The sequence below is a fragment of the Anaeromyxobacter diazotrophicus genome, from assembly GCF_013340205.1.
In the GTDB taxonomy this organism is placed as follows: Bacteria; Myxococcota; Myxococcia; order Myxococcales; family Anaeromyxobacteraceae; genus Anaeromyxobacter_A; species Anaeromyxobacter_A diazotrophicus.
Genome location: NZ_BJTG01000007.1, coordinates 73,587 through 89,869 on the forward strand (window position 1 = coordinate 73,587; position 16,283 = coordinate 89,869).

Below are 16,283 nucleotides of genomic sequence, written 5' to 3' on the forward strand. Positions count from 1 at the left end.
TAGGATGCGCCTCCATGGCCCTCCACCTGGCTCGTGCAACCCGCGCCGCGCTCGCCGCCGCGCTGGCGCTCCTGGCGCTCCCCGCCGCCGCCGCCCCGTCCTTCACCCCGGCCGAGCAGGCCGCTGCTGCGCGCGTGCGCGCCGACGAGATCTCCGGCCACCTCCGCTTCCTGGCCGACGATCTGCTCGAGGGGCGCGCGCCGGGCGAGCGCGGGGACGACCTCGCCGTCCGCTACCTGGCCGCGCAGCTCGAGGCGGCCGGGCTCGAGCCGGGCGTGCCGGCCGAGGGCGGGAAGCCCGCCTCGTGGTTCCAGAGCGTGCCGCTGGTGAAGCTCACCGGCGCGGTGCCGCCCGAGGTCGAGGTGCGCGGCGCCCGCGGCGCGCTGGCGCTCTCGACCCGCCCGTCGAAGGAGATGGACCTCATCGTCGCGCCGAGCGCCGAGGTGGACCGGGTGAAGCTCGCGGGCGCCGGGCTGGTCTTCGTGGGCTACGGCATCACCGCGCCCGAGCACGGCTGGGACGACTACCGGGGCGCCGACGTCCGGGGCAAGGTGGTGGTGATCCTCAACTTCAACCCGCCCTTCGCCGGGGAGGGCGTGCGCCTCTGGTACGGGCGCTGGGACTACAAGTACGAGAACGCCGCCCGCCACGGCGCCGCCGGGGCCATCATCGTCCACACCACGCCCTCGGCCAGCTACCCGTGGCAGGTGCTCACCGCCTCCGCGGACGGGACCGAGATGGCGCTGCCGCAGGAGCCCGGCGAGGCGCGGCTCCTCGCCAAGATGTGGGTGAGCGAGGCCGCCGCGCGGCGCGTGTTCGCGCTCGCCGGCCAGGACCTCGACGAGCGCACCCGCGCCGCGCAGGACCCGCAGCGGCGGGGCCTGGGCGCCGCGCCGCTCGGGCTCGGGCTCTCGCTCGACATGCCGGTCGCGCGCGCCGTGACGCCGAGCGCGAACGTGGTGGGCCTGCTCCGCGGGACCGACGCGAAGCTCGCGCAGGAGTACGTCCTCTACAGCGCGCACCACGACCACCTGGGGCAGCGGGCGCCCGTGCCGCCCGCGACCGACGGCATCTACAACGGCGCGCTCGACAACGCCTCCGGCTGCGCCACCGTGCTCGCCATCGCCCGCGCGGCCGCCCCCGCGCCGGCCCGGCGCTCCCTCCTGTTCGTCTTCTTCACCGCCGAGGAGAAGGGGCTCCTCGGCGCCCGCTGGTTCGCGCAGCACCCGCCGGCGCCGGCCGGGCGCCTCGCCGCCACCATCAACCTCGACGCGGTGAACATCCTCGGCCGGACGAGCGATCTCGCCATGCTCGGGCTCGGCAAGTCGTCGGTCTCCGAGGTCGTCCGCGAGGTGGCGGCGGCGCAGGGCCGCACCGTGCACGGCGACGCGTTCCCCGACCGTGGCTCCTACTACCGGTCCGATCACTTCGAGCTGGCGCGGGTGGGCGTCCCCGACGTCTCCGTGAAGGGCGGCCCGCACTACCTCGGCCGGCCCGAGGCCTGGGGCCGCGAGCAGCAGACCGCCTACGAGCAGCGGAACTACCACCAGCCGTCGGACGAGTACCCGCCCGCGCCGGGCCGGTGGGACCTGTCCGGCGCGGTCGAGGACGCGCAGCTGCAGCTCGTGGTGGGCCTGCGGCTCGCCGACGCGCCCGGGCTGCCGCGCTGGAACGCGGGCGACGAGTTCGAGCCGGCGCGGAGCGCGGCGCTCCGGGCGCTCACTTCACGGTGAACGGGATGGCGACCGTGCCGAACGCCTCGCCGGTGTTGCCGTCCACCAGCGCCGCGTAGAACGTGAGCGCGGTCCCGGGCGGCTGGTCCTTGAAGTAGAGGAACCCGCTCACCTTCCCGCCGGCCTGGAGCACGCCCTCGGGGAGGGCGTGGCGGAGGACCTCGTCGTTCGGGAGGTTGGTGGGCCACGCCCCGTACCACCGGTCGTAGTAGAGGGGGTCGTACGGGAAGGGCCCGTACCAGGGCGCCACGCCGCGGTAGAAGCGGGCCGCCCACGGCGCGACGAAGTAGTTCTGGCCGACGAAGCCGGGCGGCACCGCGGCGCCGCTCGCGGCGACGTCCTGCGCCACCACCTGGTATGGCGGCAGGGCGGCCAGCCGGAAGCCGGAGGGTCCACCCAGCGTGAACTGACCGTAGGAGACGCGGAGCGCCCGCGCGCTGCCGTTCTCGAGCGTGACGCGGACCGGCGAGAGGACCTCGCGCACCGGGCTCGAGCGCCAGGCGTCCGAGTCCACCTGGACGTGCACGCCCTCGACCGTCTCCTCGGCGGTGCGGGGGCGGCCGGGGGCGGTCTGAGCACCGGGGCCGGGGACGAGCTCGCGCGGATGCGTGCAGGCGAGCGCGGCCACGGCCAGCGCGAGCGACAGGAGGCGCCCCACGCGCTGACGGTGAGGGCGCCCGCGGCTCCCCGCAAGGGGCACGCCCTCGCTCCCAGGCCTGCTTCTCCGGGCGTACGAAAACACGCTCAGTCTGTGCCAACTTGACGCACCTGGTTCCAAAAATCCCCCGCAAAGTCGCGCCCCAGCGCCCCAAGTTGGTGCCGGCTTCGCTGCTGGCGCTCGCCCGCTCGCTCCTGCTAGGTGAGGAAGCTGCCTACCTCGGGGGACACACGCCCCCCTGGCTGCCGTCCTACCGGCTTCACCAGGAGGAGTCATGCGCCGATCAGCTCTCGCCGTACTCACCGTCGCGGCCGCGGCCGCGGCGAGCTCGGTCGCAGCCGCCGACCGCTCGAGCCGCCTCACGCTCACGCCGATCCAGGGCGAGTTCCAGCCGGCCTACGTCCCGATCCCGCTCGGCGGCGGTCCGCTCGTCACCGTCGTGGTGGAGGTCGGCGGCGACTCGGTCGCGGCCGCCCAGGCGGCGGCCGGGAAGAAGCTCGACGACGCCACGAAGCAGCGCATCGCCGGCGATCTCGCGACGCGGCAGGCGCCGGTGGCGGATCACATCCGCGCCCACGGCGGCCGGGTGCTGGCGCAGTTCCAGCACGCCCTCAACGGCGTCAAGGCGCGCGTCCCGCTGGCGGAGGTGGCGAAGCTCGCGGGCCTCCCCGGCGTCGTCGCGGTCCGCCCGGTCTCGGTGGTGAAGCCGGACGTCGACGGCCCCGCCAACACGGTCGGCGTGCCCTTCATCGGCGCGCCCCAGGCCTGGAGCGGCGTGGACGGCGTCCACGGCGAGAAGATCAAGGTGGCGGTCATCGACACCGGCATCGACTTCACGCACGCCAACTTCGGCGGCCCCGGCACGCCCGCCGCCTACCAGGCCGCGTTCGCCGCCAACACCGCGCCGGCCGATCCGAAGCTGTTCGGCCCCGGGGCGCCCAAGGTGAAGGGCGGCATCGACCTCGTCGGCGACGCGTACGACGCGTCCGCGCCCGCGACGCTGCCCGACGGCACCCCCAACCCGGCCCTCACGCCGGTCCCCGACCCGAACCCGCTCGACTGCTACCTGGCCGGCCACGGCAGCCACGTCTCCGGCACCATCGCCGGCTTCGGCGTGACCGCCGCCGGGGCGACGTACCGCGGCGCCTACGACGCGAGCACCATCGGCTCGCAGAGCTGGAACGTCGGCCCGGGCGTGGCGCCCAAGGCCGACCTCTACGCGGTGCGCGTGTTCGGCTGCGAGGGCTCGACGGACGTGGTGGTCGACGCCATCGACTGGGCGGTGAAGCACGACATGGACGTCATCAACATGTCGCTCGGCTCGTCCTTCGGGACGCCCGACAGCGCCGACGCCATCGCCGCCGAGAACGCCGCCAGAGCCGGCGTCATCGTGGTGGCCTCGGCCGGCAACTCCGGGTTCGCGCCCTACATCACCGGCTCCCCCGCCACCGGCAACCGGGTCATCTCGGTGGCCGCGCTCGACGCGATCGCGTCCTTCCCCGGCGCGGTGCTGGGCCTCTCCACCGGCGCCACCGTGGACGCCATCGACGCCAACGGGGCGACGCTGCCCGGGGGCGCGCTCGGGCTCTACGTGCTGCGCAACGCCGACGGGACCGTCTCGCTCGGCTGCAACGACGCCGAGTACGCGGCGGTCGAGCCGCAGCTCGCCGGCAAGATCGTGGTCTCGGTGCGCGGCCTCTGCCCGCGCGTGGACCGCGCCATCCTGGCCGGCAAGCACGGCGCCGCGGCGGCGCTCATGATCAACACCTCCGACGCCTTCCCGCCCTTCGAGGGCGCCATCCCGGGCGCCACCATCCCGTTCCTGGGCGTCAAGTCGAGCAGCCGGGCGGCGGTGCTGGCCGCCAGCTCGACCACGCTGACCGCCGCCTCGATCGCGAACCCCGGCTTCTCGCAGTTCGCGAGCTTCAGCTCGGGCGGCCCGCGCATGAACGACTCGGCCCTGAAGCCGAGCGTCACCGCGCCCGGCGTCTCGGTGCTCTCGACCTGGGTGGGGACCGGCGACCAGGGTGAGCGGATGAGCGGCACGTCGATGGCCTCGCCCCACGTCGCCGGCGTGGCGGCGCTCACGCTGCAGGCGCACCGCGGGTGGAGCGCGGAGGAGATCCGGGCCGCCATCCTCGGGACCGCCGACGCGACGAAGGTGCTCGACTACGAGGCGCGGATCGGCGGCGCCGGCCTGGTGCAGGCGGCGCCGGCCGTGAAGACCCAGGTGGTCCCGCTGGCCCAGCCGTTCGGGCCGATGAACCTCTCCTACGGCTTCGCCGAGCTCACCCGCGACCTCGATCGCGGCCAGATCGTGCTCGTGAAGAACAACGGCAAGGAGTGGGCGACGTTCGACGTGACCACCACCCCGACCGGCGGCAGCCCGCACACCGCCACCGCCTTCCCGTCGCGGGTGCGGGTGCCGCCGCACGGCGTGTTCCCGGTGGCGGTGCGGCTGCAGGTCGCCGCCGGCGCCGCCGGCAACACCGACCTGTTCCGGGACGCGGCCGGCCTGGTGACGCTCACGCCGGTGTCGGGCTCGAACGGCGGCATCGGCCTCGCCGTCCCGTACTACCTCGTCGCGTACTCGCGCGCCGAGCTCGAGGCCCGGGCGACCGGGCTGAACGGGTCCAGCACCTCCGCCACCGTGGCGCTCGCGAACGAGGAGGGCGCCATCCCGGTCAACGCCGACTTCTACGCCTGGGGCGCCTCCGGGACGCCGAACGGCAAGGGCTCGATCGACCTGCGCGCGGCGGGCGTGCAGGCCTTCACCTCGGGCGGCCGCCGCTACCTGGTGTTCGCGGTGAACACCTTCAACCGCTTCTCGAGCGCGGCCGTGAACGAGTACGACGTCCTCGTCGACACGAACGGCGACGGGGCGCCGGACTACGCGGTGAGCGCCATCGACTACGGCCTCGTCACGGCGGGATCCTTCAGCGGCGACGTGGCGGTGGTGGTCCAGAACCTCGCCACCGGCGCGGCGTCCATCCGCTTCTTCGCCAACGCGCCCACCGACGGCTCCACGCTGGAGCTGCCGGTCCGCGCCTCGGACCTGGGGCTCACCCCGGCCGCGCCGCGCTTCACCTACAGCGTCCAGGCGTTCGACCTCTTCACCGGGGACTCGGACGCGACCAGCGACGCCGGTGCGTTCAACGCCTTCGCGAGCGCGGTCGCCACCGGCGACTACGTGACCGTCGCCCCGGCCGGGAACGCCTCCGTGTCCGTGGCGGTGGATCCGGCTGAGTGGGCGCAGACCGCGCCCAAGGGGCTCATGATCGTGAACCTGGACGGCAAGGCCGGGCGAGACCAGGCGGTCCTCGTCCCCGCCCGGTAGCGCGGGGCGCAGCGTCGGAGGGGCCGGCCTCGCGCTCGCGGGGCCGGCCCCCACGAGCTCCGCGTCTTCACGCCGGCCCGCGCGCCGGCCTGCGCGTGATCGTCACCGCGGCGCTGCGCGCGAAGCGGAGCGAGCCCGGCTTCTCCACGACGACGTCGACGCGCCGCACGCCCGCGTGTCCGAGGCAGAGCGCGGCGACGCGCTCGGCGAGCGCCTCGACGAGCCGGTGGCGCGAGCCCTCCGCCGCGCCCAGGATCTCCTTCTTGATGGACCGGTAGTCGATGGCGTCCTCGAGGCGATCGCTCGCCCCGGCCTTGCGGAGGTCGGCGTGGAGCGTCACGCTGATGAGGACGTCCTGCAGCTCCCGGCGCTCCTCGTCGTCGACGCCGAGGACGCAGCGGACCAGCAGCTCGTTGATCGCGATCCGATCCATGGTGCTCCCCTCAGCTCCTCCTCACAGGTGCCGCCGGCCGATGAGCGTCAGGAACTCGGCCCTGGTCGCCGTCGAGCGGCGGAAGCTGCCCAGCACCGCCGAGGTGGTCATCATCGAGTTCTGCTTCTCGACCCCGCGCATCATCATGCACAGGTGCTGCGCCTCGACGACGACGCCCACGCCGTCCGCCTTCACCGCTTCCTGCACCGCGCCGGCGACCTCCTCCGTCAGGCGCTCCTGGATCTGGAGCCGCCGCGCGAAGTGGTCGACGAGGCGCGCCAGCTTGGAGACGCCGATGACCCGCCCCTGGGCGACGTAGCCGATGTGGGCGCGGCCGAAGAAGGGCAGCAGGTGGTGCTCGCACAAGCTGTAGAGCTCGATGTCGCGGGCGATCACCATGTGGTTCGTCGGCTGCGCGAAGACCGCCCGGTGCACGACCTCCGCGGCGTCGCCGCGGTAGCCCGAGGTGAGGAACGCGAGCGCGCGGGCCACGCGGGCCGGCGTCTGGAGGAGCCCCTCGCGCGCGGGGTCCTCCCCGATCTCCCGGAGCAGCTCGCGCACGAGGCCCTCAACCTTCGCCGCGTCCATGGGCGAACCTCCTTCCGAGCTGGCGGGTGAGCTCCGGGGCCGGCGCCATGGGGTGGGGCGGGAGCGCCGGCGCCACCGCCGAGAGGCGCTTCCCGGCGCCGGGGAGCACCAGGTCGGGCGCGAGCTCGAGCAGGGGCAGCGCGACGAACCGGCGGCGGGTGACGTCGGGGTGGGGCAGGGGGAGGTCCGGCGCGCACGACACCGCCTCGCCGTGGAGGAGGAGGTCGAGGTCGATGGGACGCGGCGCGAAGCGATCGCCGTCCCGCCGGCGGCCCTCGCCCTCCTCGATCCGCCCGAGCAGCGCCTTCAGCGGGGCCGGCGCGAGGAGGTCGCGCACCTCGACCACGCCGTTCACGAACGGCGGATCGGCCGGCCGCTCCAGGGCGGGCGTGGCGTAGAAGGTCGAGACGGCGAGGAGGCCGACCGCCTCGTCGAGGCGCGCCAGCGCCCGCGGGACGTGCACCTCCGGCGCGACGCTCGACCCGACGCCGACGAAGACGCGCGCCATCAGGGGACGGTCTCCAGGAGGTCGATCGGCACGGATCCAGGGTAGGTCCTCGCCGGCGCCGCGATAAGGGCGGCTGCGCGCCGCCGCCCGATGCGCATCTTCAGGCCTGCCGCTTCTTGTCCGCCAGGGCGTCGAGCGCGACCACCGCGTGCGCGAACGCCCCGCCGGCGCGCATCTCGGCGGCGACCCAGATGGCCTCCATGATCTCGCGCTCGCTCGCCCCGTCGCGGAGGGCGCCGAGCGTGTGCCCGCGGATGCAGTAGGGGCACTGGGTGGTGTGGGCGACGGCGACCGCGATGAGCTGCTTCACCTTGCGCGCCAGAGCCCCCTCGGCGAACGCGGCCTTGCTGAACGCGTGGAACGCGTCGTCGATCTCCGGCGCCAGCTCGTGCCGGTGCCGCGACAGCTCCGCGCTGGGGACGGGATAGACCTGATCGTGATCGTGATCGTGCATGCGCTCCTCCTCGGGTGGTCCTACTCGGCGTCCAGCGGCGGGGCACCGCGGCTCGGCGCGGGAGCCCCCAGCGTGAGCGCCCGGCCGGACGAGGCGCTCATCGTGCGATCGAGCACGGGGAAGAGGACCTCCTCCTCCAGCTCGAAATGAGCGAGGACGACGCCCAGCAGGTTGTCGGCGCGCCGCGAGAAGGCGACGGCGGCCGAAGCCTCGCCCGCCTGACGTCCGAGCTCCGCGAGCCAGCGGTAGATGATGACGTGCTCGTACCGCATGGAGGCGCTGAACGCGGCCGGACCCTCGCAGGCGAACTTGTCCACCACCGGGTGGATGGTGCGCTCCTCGAACTCGAGGTGCGGGCGGAGGCGCTCGTCGAGCTCGGCGACCACCCGCCCCATGGCGGCGGCGCGCTGCTCGAGCGGCAGGGAGGGCAAGGCGCCCACGCGCTCGGCCAGCGCGGCGAGCGCCTGCCGGAGCTGAGCGCGCGCTGCGCGCAGCGGAGCGGTGACCGGCGGCGCGCTCGGCCGGGGCGCTCCGCTCTGGGCGATGAGGTCGGCCCCTCGCGGGCTGAAGCTCGTGGTCTCGGACCTTGGCACGACGTGCCTCCTGAGATGGCCGGGCCGTGCAGCCAGCGTGCCGGCGGGCGCGCCTGCACGCCGACGTGCGCCGCAGACGATTGGAGATCCCATGAGGCGGAGGTCCAACCAGGATTGGGTGCGCCCCACCGCGATGTGGGTGGCGCACCGGCATTTGGGTCGCGGAGCCGCCCTACGGGGCGTGCGCGCCCGCACCCGCCTCCGACGCCCGCCGCGCCTCGATGGTGGCCAGCAGCTTGGCGAACGGCTCCGCGAACAGCCGCACGCCGTCCGCGAGCAGGCGGTCGGTGACGTCGTCGATCGAGATCCCGAGGTCGGCGAGCTCGGTCATCGCCTGCCGCGCCGCTCCGACGTCGGCCTCGAGCGTCGGCCGCACCCGGCCGTGGTCGCGGAAGGCGTCGAAGGTGGCGGGCGGCATGGTGTCGATGGTCTCGGGGCCGATCAGCTCCTCCACGTACATGACGTCGCGGTAGCGGGCGTTCTTGGTGCTGGTGCTCGCCCAGAGGAGCCGCTGCGGCCGCGCGCCGAGCGAACGGAGCCGCGCCCACCGCGGCGAGGCCGTGAGCGCGCGCCAGTCCTGGTAGACCAGCTTGGCGTTGGCGATGCCCACCCGGCCCCGCAGCGCCTCGGCGCGCACCTGGACCTCGCGCCGGGAGCTGCTGGCGCACTGCTCCTCGAGCAGGCCGTCCACGAGCGTGTCGACGCGCGACACGAAGAAGCTCGCCACGCTCGCCAGCCGCGACAGATCCTCGCCGCGCGCCGCCCGATCCTCCAGCGCGGTGAGGTAGGCCTCGGCGACGCGGGCGTACGTCGCGCGCGAGAAGAGCAGCGTCACGTTGACGTTGACGCCCTCCGAGAGGAGCTGGCGGATGGCCGGGAGGGCCTCGGGCGTCCCCGGCACCTTGATCAGGACGTTCTCGCGCCCGAGCGCGCGCCACAGCCGCCGCGCCTCGGCCTGCGTCGCGGCGGCGTTGCGCGCGACCACCGGCGAGACCTCGAGGCTCACGAAGCCGTCGCCCCGCGCGGTCCGCGCGTAGACGGGGCGCAGGAGATCGGCGGCGGCCCGGATGTCGTGGAGCGCCAGCTCCTCGTAGATGGCCTTGGCGTCGAGGTCGCGCCGCGGCAGGAGCCGCAGCAGCTCGGCGTCGTAGTCGCGGCTCTGCCCGATGGCCTTCTCGTAGATGGCGGGGTTGGTGGTGAGCCCGGTGAGCCCATCCTCCGCGATGAAGCGCGCCAGCTCCCCCGAGGCGAGGATCCCCCGCCGCAGGCTGTCGTACCAGACGCTCTGCCCGAAGCGGGCCAGCTCACGCAGTGGGTTCGCCATCGCCGGATCCTCCGGGAGGAGGATAACCGCGGCCGGCGAGAGGAGCCGCGGGGCCGCGCGGAGGGGACGGCGAGCGGGCCTCCCAGCTGCCGGGAGGTGGGCAGGGGGCTGCCGCCGGCGGCGCGGCGAACGCTGCCGCGCGGGTGGGCAGGCACTACCGTCAGGCAGCAACGCTCACGCTCGGCTGGAAGACGATGGGCGCCGCGAGGAGGCCGCGGATGGCGAGCACTTCCGACAGGTGGCGAGCGCTGGCGACCCGGCTCCGCGCCGACAGCATCCGCGCCACGACCGCGGCCGGCTCGGGGCACCCCACCTCCAGCATGTCGGCGGCGGATCTGATGGCCGTCCTGCTGTCGGATCACCTCCACTACGACTGGAAGGCCCCCCACGGCCCGGACAACGACCGGCTCGTCTTCTCGAAGGGCCACGCCGCGCCGCTCCTCTACGCCATGTTCAAGGCGGCCGGTGCCATCGCCGACGAGGAGCTGCTCACGCTGCGCAAGCGCGGCAGCCGGCTCGAGGGACACCCGACGCCAGGCCTGCCCTGGGTCGACGTGGCGACGGGGTCGCTCGGGCAGGGGATCCCGGCGGCGGTGGGGATGGCCCTGGCCGCGCGCCTGCTGGACCTCGACCTGCGCTGCTGGGTGCTCCTCGGCGACAGCGAGATGGCCGAGGGGAGCGTGTACGAGGCCTTCGAGCTGGCGGGGTTCTACAGGCTGAGCTCGATCATCGCGATCGTCGACATGAACCGCCTCGGGCAGCGCGGCCCCACGATGGCGCAGTGGGACGGGGAGCCGTACGCCGCGCGAGCGCGCGCCTTCGGCTGGAACGCCCAGATCCTGGACGGCCACGACCGGGAGGCCATCCACCGTGCGTACCAGGAGGCGGAGGCCTCGTCGCGGCCGACGTGCCTCGTGGCGCGCACGAGGAAGGGCGCCGGAGTCTCCTTCCTGGAGGACAAGGAGGGCTGGCACGGCAAGGCGCTCTCCGCGGACGAGGCGAAGCGGGCGCTGGCCGAGCTGGGCGACCCCGCGGGCGACCTCGTCGTCGAGACGCGGAGGCCGCGGCAGGCCTCGGCGCCGCGCACGCCTTCCGCCGGCGCGTTCACGCCGCCTCGCTACGAGGTCGGGACGAAGGTGGCGACGCGCGAGGCGTTCGGCGACGCGCTCCGGGCGCTCGGCGCGGCGCGCGGGGACGTGGTGGTGCTGGACGGGGAGGTGAGCAACTCCACCTTCTCGGAGAGGTTCCTGAAGGCGGACGCCGCCCGCTTCTTCGAGATCTACATCGCGGAGCAGCAGCTGGTGAGCGCGGCGGTGGGCATGCAGGTGCTCGGCCTCAGGCCCTTCGCGGCCACCTTCGCCGCGTTCTTCTCGCGCGCCTACGACCAGGTCCGCATGGCCGCGATCTCGCGGGCCCACCTCGGCCTGGTGGGCTCGCACGCGGGCGTCTCGATCGGCGAGGACGGGCCCTCGCAGATGGCCCTCGAGGACCTCGCCATGATGCGCGCCGTGCACGGCAGCACCGTCCTCTACCCGTCGTGCGCCACCACCGCCGCGGAGCTGACGCGGCAGATGGCGAGCCGCGACGGGATCACCTACCTGCGCACGACGCGGGAGAAGACGCCGGTCCTCTACGGGAGCGAGGAGCGCTTCGCCATCGGCGGGAGCAAGGTCCTGCGCCAGTCCCCGCGCGACGTGGCGGCCGTCCTCGCCGCCGGCGTCACGCTCCACGAGGCGCTCCGGGCCCACGCGCTGCTCGAGGGCGAGGGGCTGGCGGTCCGCGTCGTCGACCTCTACTCGGTGAAGCCGATCGACGCGGTGACGGTCGAGGCCTGCGCCCGCGAGTGCGGCGGCCAGCTCGTCGTCGTGGAGGATCACTGGCCGCAGGGCGGGCTGGGCGACGCGGTCTGCGAGGTGTTCGCGGGCCGCCCCTCGCCGCCGTCCGTCGCGCGGCTGGGGGTGCGGGACATGCCCGGCTCGGGGACCCCGGCGCAGCTGCTCGACGCCGCGGGCATCAGCGCCGAGCACATCGCGGCGGCGGTGCGGCGCATCGGCCGAGGGGGCACGGGTCCCGGCGGCGGGTGACGCGCCCCCTGGAGCGGCCTCGCCAGGCCAGGTGCGCCACCCCCACGCCCGCGGGGACGGCCCGCTCGCCTTCAGCGGCGCAGCGGCGGCAGGTCGGCGTAGTCGGCCGCGCGCGGCGCCGCGCGCAGCACCTCGAGCAGCGACGGCGGGGCGACCACCAGCCGCCGCGCCTCGAGGTCGATCCAGCCGCCCAGCACCACGAGCTGCGCCGCCACCTCGCCGTCCTCCTTGCGGACGGTGTGGCGCAGCTTCCAGCGGCCGCCGTCGGGCGAGAGGCCCACCGCCTCGTTGTCGATCTCGACCGAGCCGTTGAGGCCCACCTCGCGCCGGTAGTCGATCTCCTCGCGCAGCAGCACCGGGCCGATGCGCTCCCGCTCGAAGCGCTTCCAGTCCCAGCCCGCCTCCGCCAGCCAGGCGAGCCGCACCTCGGCGCCGAGCTCGGGGTAGACGGTGTGGCGGACGTGCCCGTTGGCGTCGGCGTCCGACCAGCGCACGACGTAGCGGCGAGAGAAGGCCATGCGGTCCCGATATCACGCCTTCGGGCCGAGCCACTCCGGATTCTGGAACGTGCCGTCGAACTCGCGGGCGGTCTTGTACTTCTCCCATTTCCCGCCCTGCGCGGCCGCGGCGGTGCGCGCGAGCAGCGCGGCGCGCTCGGTGGCGCCGAGCGGCTGGAAGCCGCGCGCCAGGCGAAGATCCTGCTCGAGCACCCGGCGCGAGTCGATGCCGGTGATGGTGACGCTCACCCCGGGCACGCTCATCGCGTAGCGCAGGCACTCCTCGGCGCCGGCGGCCCGCGACTCGAGGATGAGCCCGTCCGCCATCGGCTTCATGCCGAGGACGCCCATCCCCTTCGCCACCGCCACCGGCAGCACCTTCCGCTCGAAGCTGTCGTGGTGCGCGTCGAGCACGTTGAGCGGCAGCTGCACCGTGTCGAAGGCGAAGCCGTGCGCGTCGGCCGCCCGGAGCATGGCGAGGTGGAGGTCGGGCGACTTGTGCCCGGTGAAGCCCAGGAACCGCGCCTTGCCCGCCTGGCGCGCCGCGGCGAGCGCCTCCATCGCGCCCCCCTCCGCGAACGCGCGCCCCGGGTCCTCGGAGTAGATGACCTCGTGGAGCTGCAGGAGGTCCAGGTGATCGGTCTGCAGCCGCCGCAGGGACTCGTCGAGCTGCTTCGCGGCGGTGGCGCGATCCCGGCCGTCGATCTTGCTCATGAGGAAGACGCGGGCGCGGTAGCCGTCCCTTAGCGCCTTCCCCATCCGCAGCTCGCTCTCGCCGCCGTTGTAGTCCCAGCAGTTGTCGAGGAAGGTGATCCCGCCGTCGATCGCCGCGCGCACGAGGCGCACGCTCTCCTGGGGGTCCTCCTGCTTCCCGATGTGGAACCCGCCCAGCCCCACGATCGAGACCTCGGCGCCGGTGCGGCCCAGCGTGCGGTGGGGCAGGGGGCCCGCGGCCGCCGCCCTGCCGCCCGGCAGCGCGGGCGTCACGCCTGCCGCCACCGTCACCTGGAGGAACTCGCGCCGGGTCATGGGATCTCCTCGCCTCGAGCCAGGGTGTGCATCGCCCGACCAGGCCGCGACGCCTTCCGCAGGCCGCGCGCGGGCCGCAACGTGAGGGCATGGCGCGCGCCAGGCCGCCCGGGCAGGAGGAGCCCCCGCGCGCCGGGCGGCGCCCGCTGCTCGTGGTCGTCGCCGCCCACCCGGACGACGAGACCCTGGGCGCGGCCGGCCTCCTCGTCCGGCGCGGCCGGGCGGCGCTCGTGCACCTCACCGACGGGGCGCCGGACGACCGGCGCTGGTGGCCCGCCGCGTGGTCCGGCCCCGCGCCCGCGACCCGCGCCGCTTACGCCGCCCTTCGCCGGCGCGAGCTGGAGCGCGCGCTGGCGGTGGCCGGCCTCGCGCCCGGGGCGGCGCGCGCGCTGGGGGCGGGCGATCAGGAGGCGGCGCTCCACCTCGCCCCGCTGGCGCTCGCGGTGCGCGATGTGCTCCTCGAGGAGGCCCCCGCCGCCGTGCTCACCCATCCGTACGAGGGCGGTCACCCCGACCACGACGCCGCAGCCTTCGCCGCGCGCGCCGCGGTGGCGCTCGTCGCCCGGGCGGGCCGCCGCCCGCCGCGGCTGTGCGAGATGACGAGCTACCACGCCGAAGGCGGCGAGCTCACCACCGGCCGGTTCCTGCCGGCGCCCGGCGTCCCCGAGCTGGTCCACCGGCTCTCGCCGCGCGAGCGCGAGGCGAAGCTCCGGATGCTCGCCGCCTTCGAGAGCCAGCGGGCGGTGCTGGCGAGCTTCCGGGCGGACGAGGAGCGCTTCCGGCGCGCTCCGCCCGCCGACGTCGGGCGGCCGCCGCACCCCGGCCCGCTCTGGTACGAGCGCCTCGGGTTCACCATGACGGGGGCGCGCTTCCAGGAGCTGGCGCGGCGGGCGATGGCCGAGCTGCGGCTCGCGGGGTGAGGACGAGCCGCCAGGTGGTACGGGGCTGCGCGCCCCAGCGCCGCTTGTAGGGCTCCCGCCCGCGCAGGAAGTCGAGCTCCCGGGCGCCCTCCGCGATCGCCTCCTCGGCCGCGTGCGCGAAGAGCACGCTCCCCGGGCTGCGCGGGGCCGCCTCCGGCGCGAAGCCGGTGAGGTAGGCGTAGGCGCGGCCGCGCGCGGTGAAGCCGTGGAGCACGCCCAGCGTGCGGCCGGCGAGGCGCAGCGCGTGCAGCCGGAGGACGCCGGCGGCGAGGAGCCCGCGCGCCGCCGCCGCGTGGAACGCCTCCAGCCGGCCGGAGGCGAGGAGCCCCGGGCGCCCTCGCGAGGCCCAGCGCGCGCGGTGCAGCCGGAACAGGTCGGCGAGCAGGTCGGGCAGCGAGGCCGCGTCGGCCCGGACGAACGCGACGTCCCCGTCGCGCCCCAGCCGGCGGAGCTGGTAGCGAGCGCCGGCGAGGAGGCCGGGCGAGACGCCGGCGGCGGCGAGGCCGGCGGCGCGCGAGGGCAGGGCGAGCACCGAGCAGAGGTCGTCCTCGGCGCGCGCCGCGGCGAGCGGCGCGGCCTCGGCCGCCGGGAGCAGCAGCGACGAGCGGGGCAGGGCGCGGAGGTCGCAGCGGTCGAAGGCCGCGCCCTGCCGGTCGGCGAGCCAGCCCAGCGCCGCCTCCGCCGCGGCGCCGTCCTCCGCCACGAGGTCCTGGTAGTCGGAGACCCCGCCGCCGAGGAGCCCCAGCACCCGCGCCGCGCCGTCGCGGTAGGTGAAAACGGGGAGGAGCGCGGCGAGATCCCGCCCCCGCCAGGCGAGCAGCGCGCGCGGCGGGCCGGTGGCGAGGTGCTCGCACCAGGGGAGGAGCCAGGCCGGCGAGGAGAACGGCGTCGCGCCCGGGGCGCGCGCCCAGAGCTCCTCCCACGCGCCGCGCGCCGCCGCGAGCTGTTCGAAACGCCCGACCTCCTCCAGGCGCAGGGCGGCCCGCGGCGCGGCGGGGGGCGCGGGGACCGCGCGGCGCGGCGAGGCCGGCGCGCCGTCCCGCCCCGCGAGCCGGTCGTAGAGCGCCAGATAGCGGCGGACCGTCTCGGCGAGCGGGAAGCGCTCCTCCGCGGCGCGGCGGCAGTCGGCGGGCGAGAGCGCCGACGCCTGCAGGATGGCGGCGGCCAGCTCCTCGGGCCGGTCGACCAGGAACCCCGTCCGCCCGTGCTCCACCACCTCCCGCAGCGCCCCGCGGCCGAGCGCCACCACCGGCGTGCCCGAGGCGAGCGCCTCCAGCGCCACGAGGGAGGTCGTCTCCGCGACCTGGCTCGCCACCACCAGGCACCGGGCGCGCGCGAGCAGGGCGCGCTTGCGCGCGCCGCCGACCGGCCCGACGAAGCGCCGCCGGCGGTCGAGCCGGGGGCGCACCTCCTCCTCGAAGTACCGGAGGTGCTCGGGGAAGGGGTGCACCGCGCCCGCGACCACGAGGTCCACCCCCGCCCGCGCCGCCGCGTCGAGCGCCAGGTGGACCCCCTTGTCCGGGCAGACGCGCCCGAGCGCGAGCGCGTAGGACCCCTTGCCCAGGGCGGGGTGGAACGCCCCCAGGTCCACGCCGTTCGGCACGTCGTCGAGGAGCGCCGTGCCGGGCGGGAAGGCCGCGCGCTGGGAGGCCGAGACGCAGTGCAGGAACGTGCGCGGCCGGGCCGGGTGCAGCGCGTGGCCGGGGTAGGAGGCGGCGGGCAGGTGCAGCGTCGCCAGCGCGGGCGGGCCGGGCGGCGGCAGGTAGGCGTGGAAGTCGACCCCGTGGAGGTGGACGACGTCGATCGGCTCGCGCGCCAGCGCGGCGCGCAGCGCCGCCCGGTGCGCCTCGTGCGCGCGGTGCCACGCCGCGACGTCCAGCGGCGGCGCCTGGAGCGGGACGGTCAGCAGCTCCCCCGCCACCCGCGAGCCCTCCGGCGCGAGGACGAGCGAGCGGTGGCCGGCCGCCGCGAGGGCGCGATCGAGCTGCCACAGCACCTGCTCGGCGCCGCCCACGGCGTCGGGGCCGACCCGGGCGAGCGGAAATCCCACGTTGAGGACGGTGAGCGGCATGCGGGGGGAGCGGGGCCGGCGCGACCCGGGAAAAGTACGGGGCGCCGCGCGGCC

Annotated in this window: 14 protein-coding genes; 4 read left to right on the top strand and 10 right to left on the bottom strand. The window is 75.6% G+C overall.

What is annotated here, in order from left to right; translation table 11 throughout:
- Window positions 1-14 precede the first annotated feature (14 nt).
- Window positions 15-1,733, top strand: coding sequence for a M28 family peptidase (locus tag HWY08_RS14765; RefSeq protein ID WP_176066533.1), 1,719 nt, complete (start codon window positions 15-17; stop codon window positions 1,731-1,733).
- Here the strand turns inward: HWY08_RS14765 and HWY08_RS14770 are convergent.
- A complete protein-coding gene (locus HWY08_RS14770; RefSeq protein WP_176066535.1) occupies window positions 1,720-2,391 on the bottom strand; it encodes a hypothetical protein in 672 nt (223 codons plus the stop codon). The genes HWY08_RS14765 and HWY08_RS14770 overlap by 14 nt on opposite strands.
- A 274-nt stretch (window positions 2,392-2,665) precedes the next feature.
- Between HWY08_RS14770 and HWY08_RS14775 the strand changes: the two genes are divergently transcribed.
- Window positions 2,666-5,728, top strand: coding sequence for a S8 family serine peptidase (locus tag HWY08_RS14775; RefSeq protein WP_176066537.1), 3,063 nt, complete (start codon window positions 2,666-2,668; stop codon window positions 5,726-5,728).
- A 67-nt stretch (window positions 5,729-5,795) separates the two neighbouring features.
- On the opposite strand, the gene HWY08_RS14780 is transcribed toward HWY08_RS14775, so the two are convergent.
- From HWY08_RS14780 to tal, 6 genes are all read right to left on the bottom strand, one after another.
- On the bottom strand, window positions 5,796-6,161 hold the full coding sequence (locus HWY08_RS14780) for a dihydroneopterin aldolase (RefSeq protein ID WP_176066538.1): 366 nt from the start codon (window positions 6,159-6,161) through the stop codon (window positions 5,796-5,798).
- Between the two features lie 21 nt (window positions 6,162-6,182).
- On the bottom strand, window positions 6,183-6,749 hold the full coding sequence (gene folE / locus HWY08_RS14785; RefSeq protein ID WP_176066540.1) for a GTP cyclohydrolase I FolE: 567 nt from the start codon (window positions 6,747-6,749) through the stop codon (window positions 6,183-6,185).
- Entirely contained in the window at window positions 6,730-7,257 is a 528-nt protein-coding gene (gene folK / locus HWY08_RS14790; RefSeq protein WP_176066542.1) for a 2-amino-4-hydroxy-6-hydroxymethyldihydropteridine diphosphokinase, read from the bottom strand. Before folK ends, folE begins: the two co-directional genes overlap by 20 nt.
- A 100-nt stretch (window positions 7,258-7,357) precedes the next feature.
- On the bottom strand, window positions 7,358-7,711 hold the full coding sequence (locus tag HWY08_RS14795) for a carboxymuconolactone decarboxylase family protein (protein WP_176066544.1): 354 nt from the start codon (window positions 7,709-7,711) through the stop codon (window positions 7,358-7,360).
- A gap of 20 nt (window positions 7,712-7,731) precedes the next feature.
- On the bottom strand, window positions 7,732-8,304 hold the full coding sequence (locus tag HWY08_RS14800) for a hemerythrin domain-containing protein (protein WP_235969643.1): 573 nt from the start codon (window positions 8,302-8,304) through the stop codon (window positions 7,732-7,734).
- Window positions 8,305-8,476: 172 nt separating this feature from the next.
- Complete coding sequence (tal, locus tag HWY08_RS14805; protein ID WP_176066548.1) at window positions 8,477-9,628, bottom strand: transaldolase; 1,152 nt, start codon at window positions 9,626-9,628, stop codon at window positions 8,477-8,479.
- Window positions 9,629-9,846: 218 nt separating this feature from the next.
- On the opposite strand from tal, the gene HWY08_RS14810 reads away from it, so the two are divergent.
- Window positions 9,847-11,712: a transketolase gene (locus tag HWY08_RS14810; protein ID WP_176066549.1), complete on the top strand. Its 1,866-nt coding sequence runs from the start codon at window positions 9,847-9,849 to the stop codon at window positions 11,710-11,712.
- Window positions 11,713-11,783: 71 nt separating this feature from the next.
- On the opposite strand, the gene HWY08_RS14815 is transcribed toward HWY08_RS14810, so the two are convergent.
- Together HWY08_RS14815 and HWY08_RS14820 are read right to left on the bottom strand one after the other, a co-directional pair.
- The gene (locus HWY08_RS14815) at window positions 11,784-12,230 is read right to left on the bottom strand and encodes an acyl-CoA thioesterase (RefSeq protein ID WP_176066551.1); all 447 of its coding nucleotides are present in this window, start codon (window positions 12,228-12,230) and stop codon (window positions 11,784-11,786) included.
- Window positions 12,231-12,242: 12 nt separating this feature from the next.
- Entirely contained in the window at window positions 12,243-13,238 is a 996-nt protein-coding gene (locus HWY08_RS14820; RefSeq protein WP_176066553.1) for an aldo/keto reductase, read from the bottom strand.
- An 89-nt stretch (window positions 13,239-13,327) separates the two neighbouring features.
- On the opposite strand from HWY08_RS14820, the gene HWY08_RS14825 reads away from it, so the two are divergent.
- Entirely contained in the window at window positions 13,328-14,158 is an 831-nt protein-coding gene (locus HWY08_RS14825; RefSeq protein WP_176066555.1) for a PIG-L deacetylase family protein, read from the top strand.
- On the opposite strand, the gene HWY08_RS14830 is transcribed toward HWY08_RS14825, so the two are convergent.
- Complete coding sequence (locus HWY08_RS14830; protein WP_176066557.1) at window positions 14,088-16,229, bottom strand: GNAT family N-acetyltransferase; 2,142 nt, start codon at window positions 16,227-16,229, stop codon at window positions 14,088-14,090. The two genes, HWY08_RS14825 and HWY08_RS14830, sit on opposite strands and share 71 nt — an antisense overlap.
- Between the last annotated feature and the right edge of the window lie 54 nt (window positions 16,230-16,283).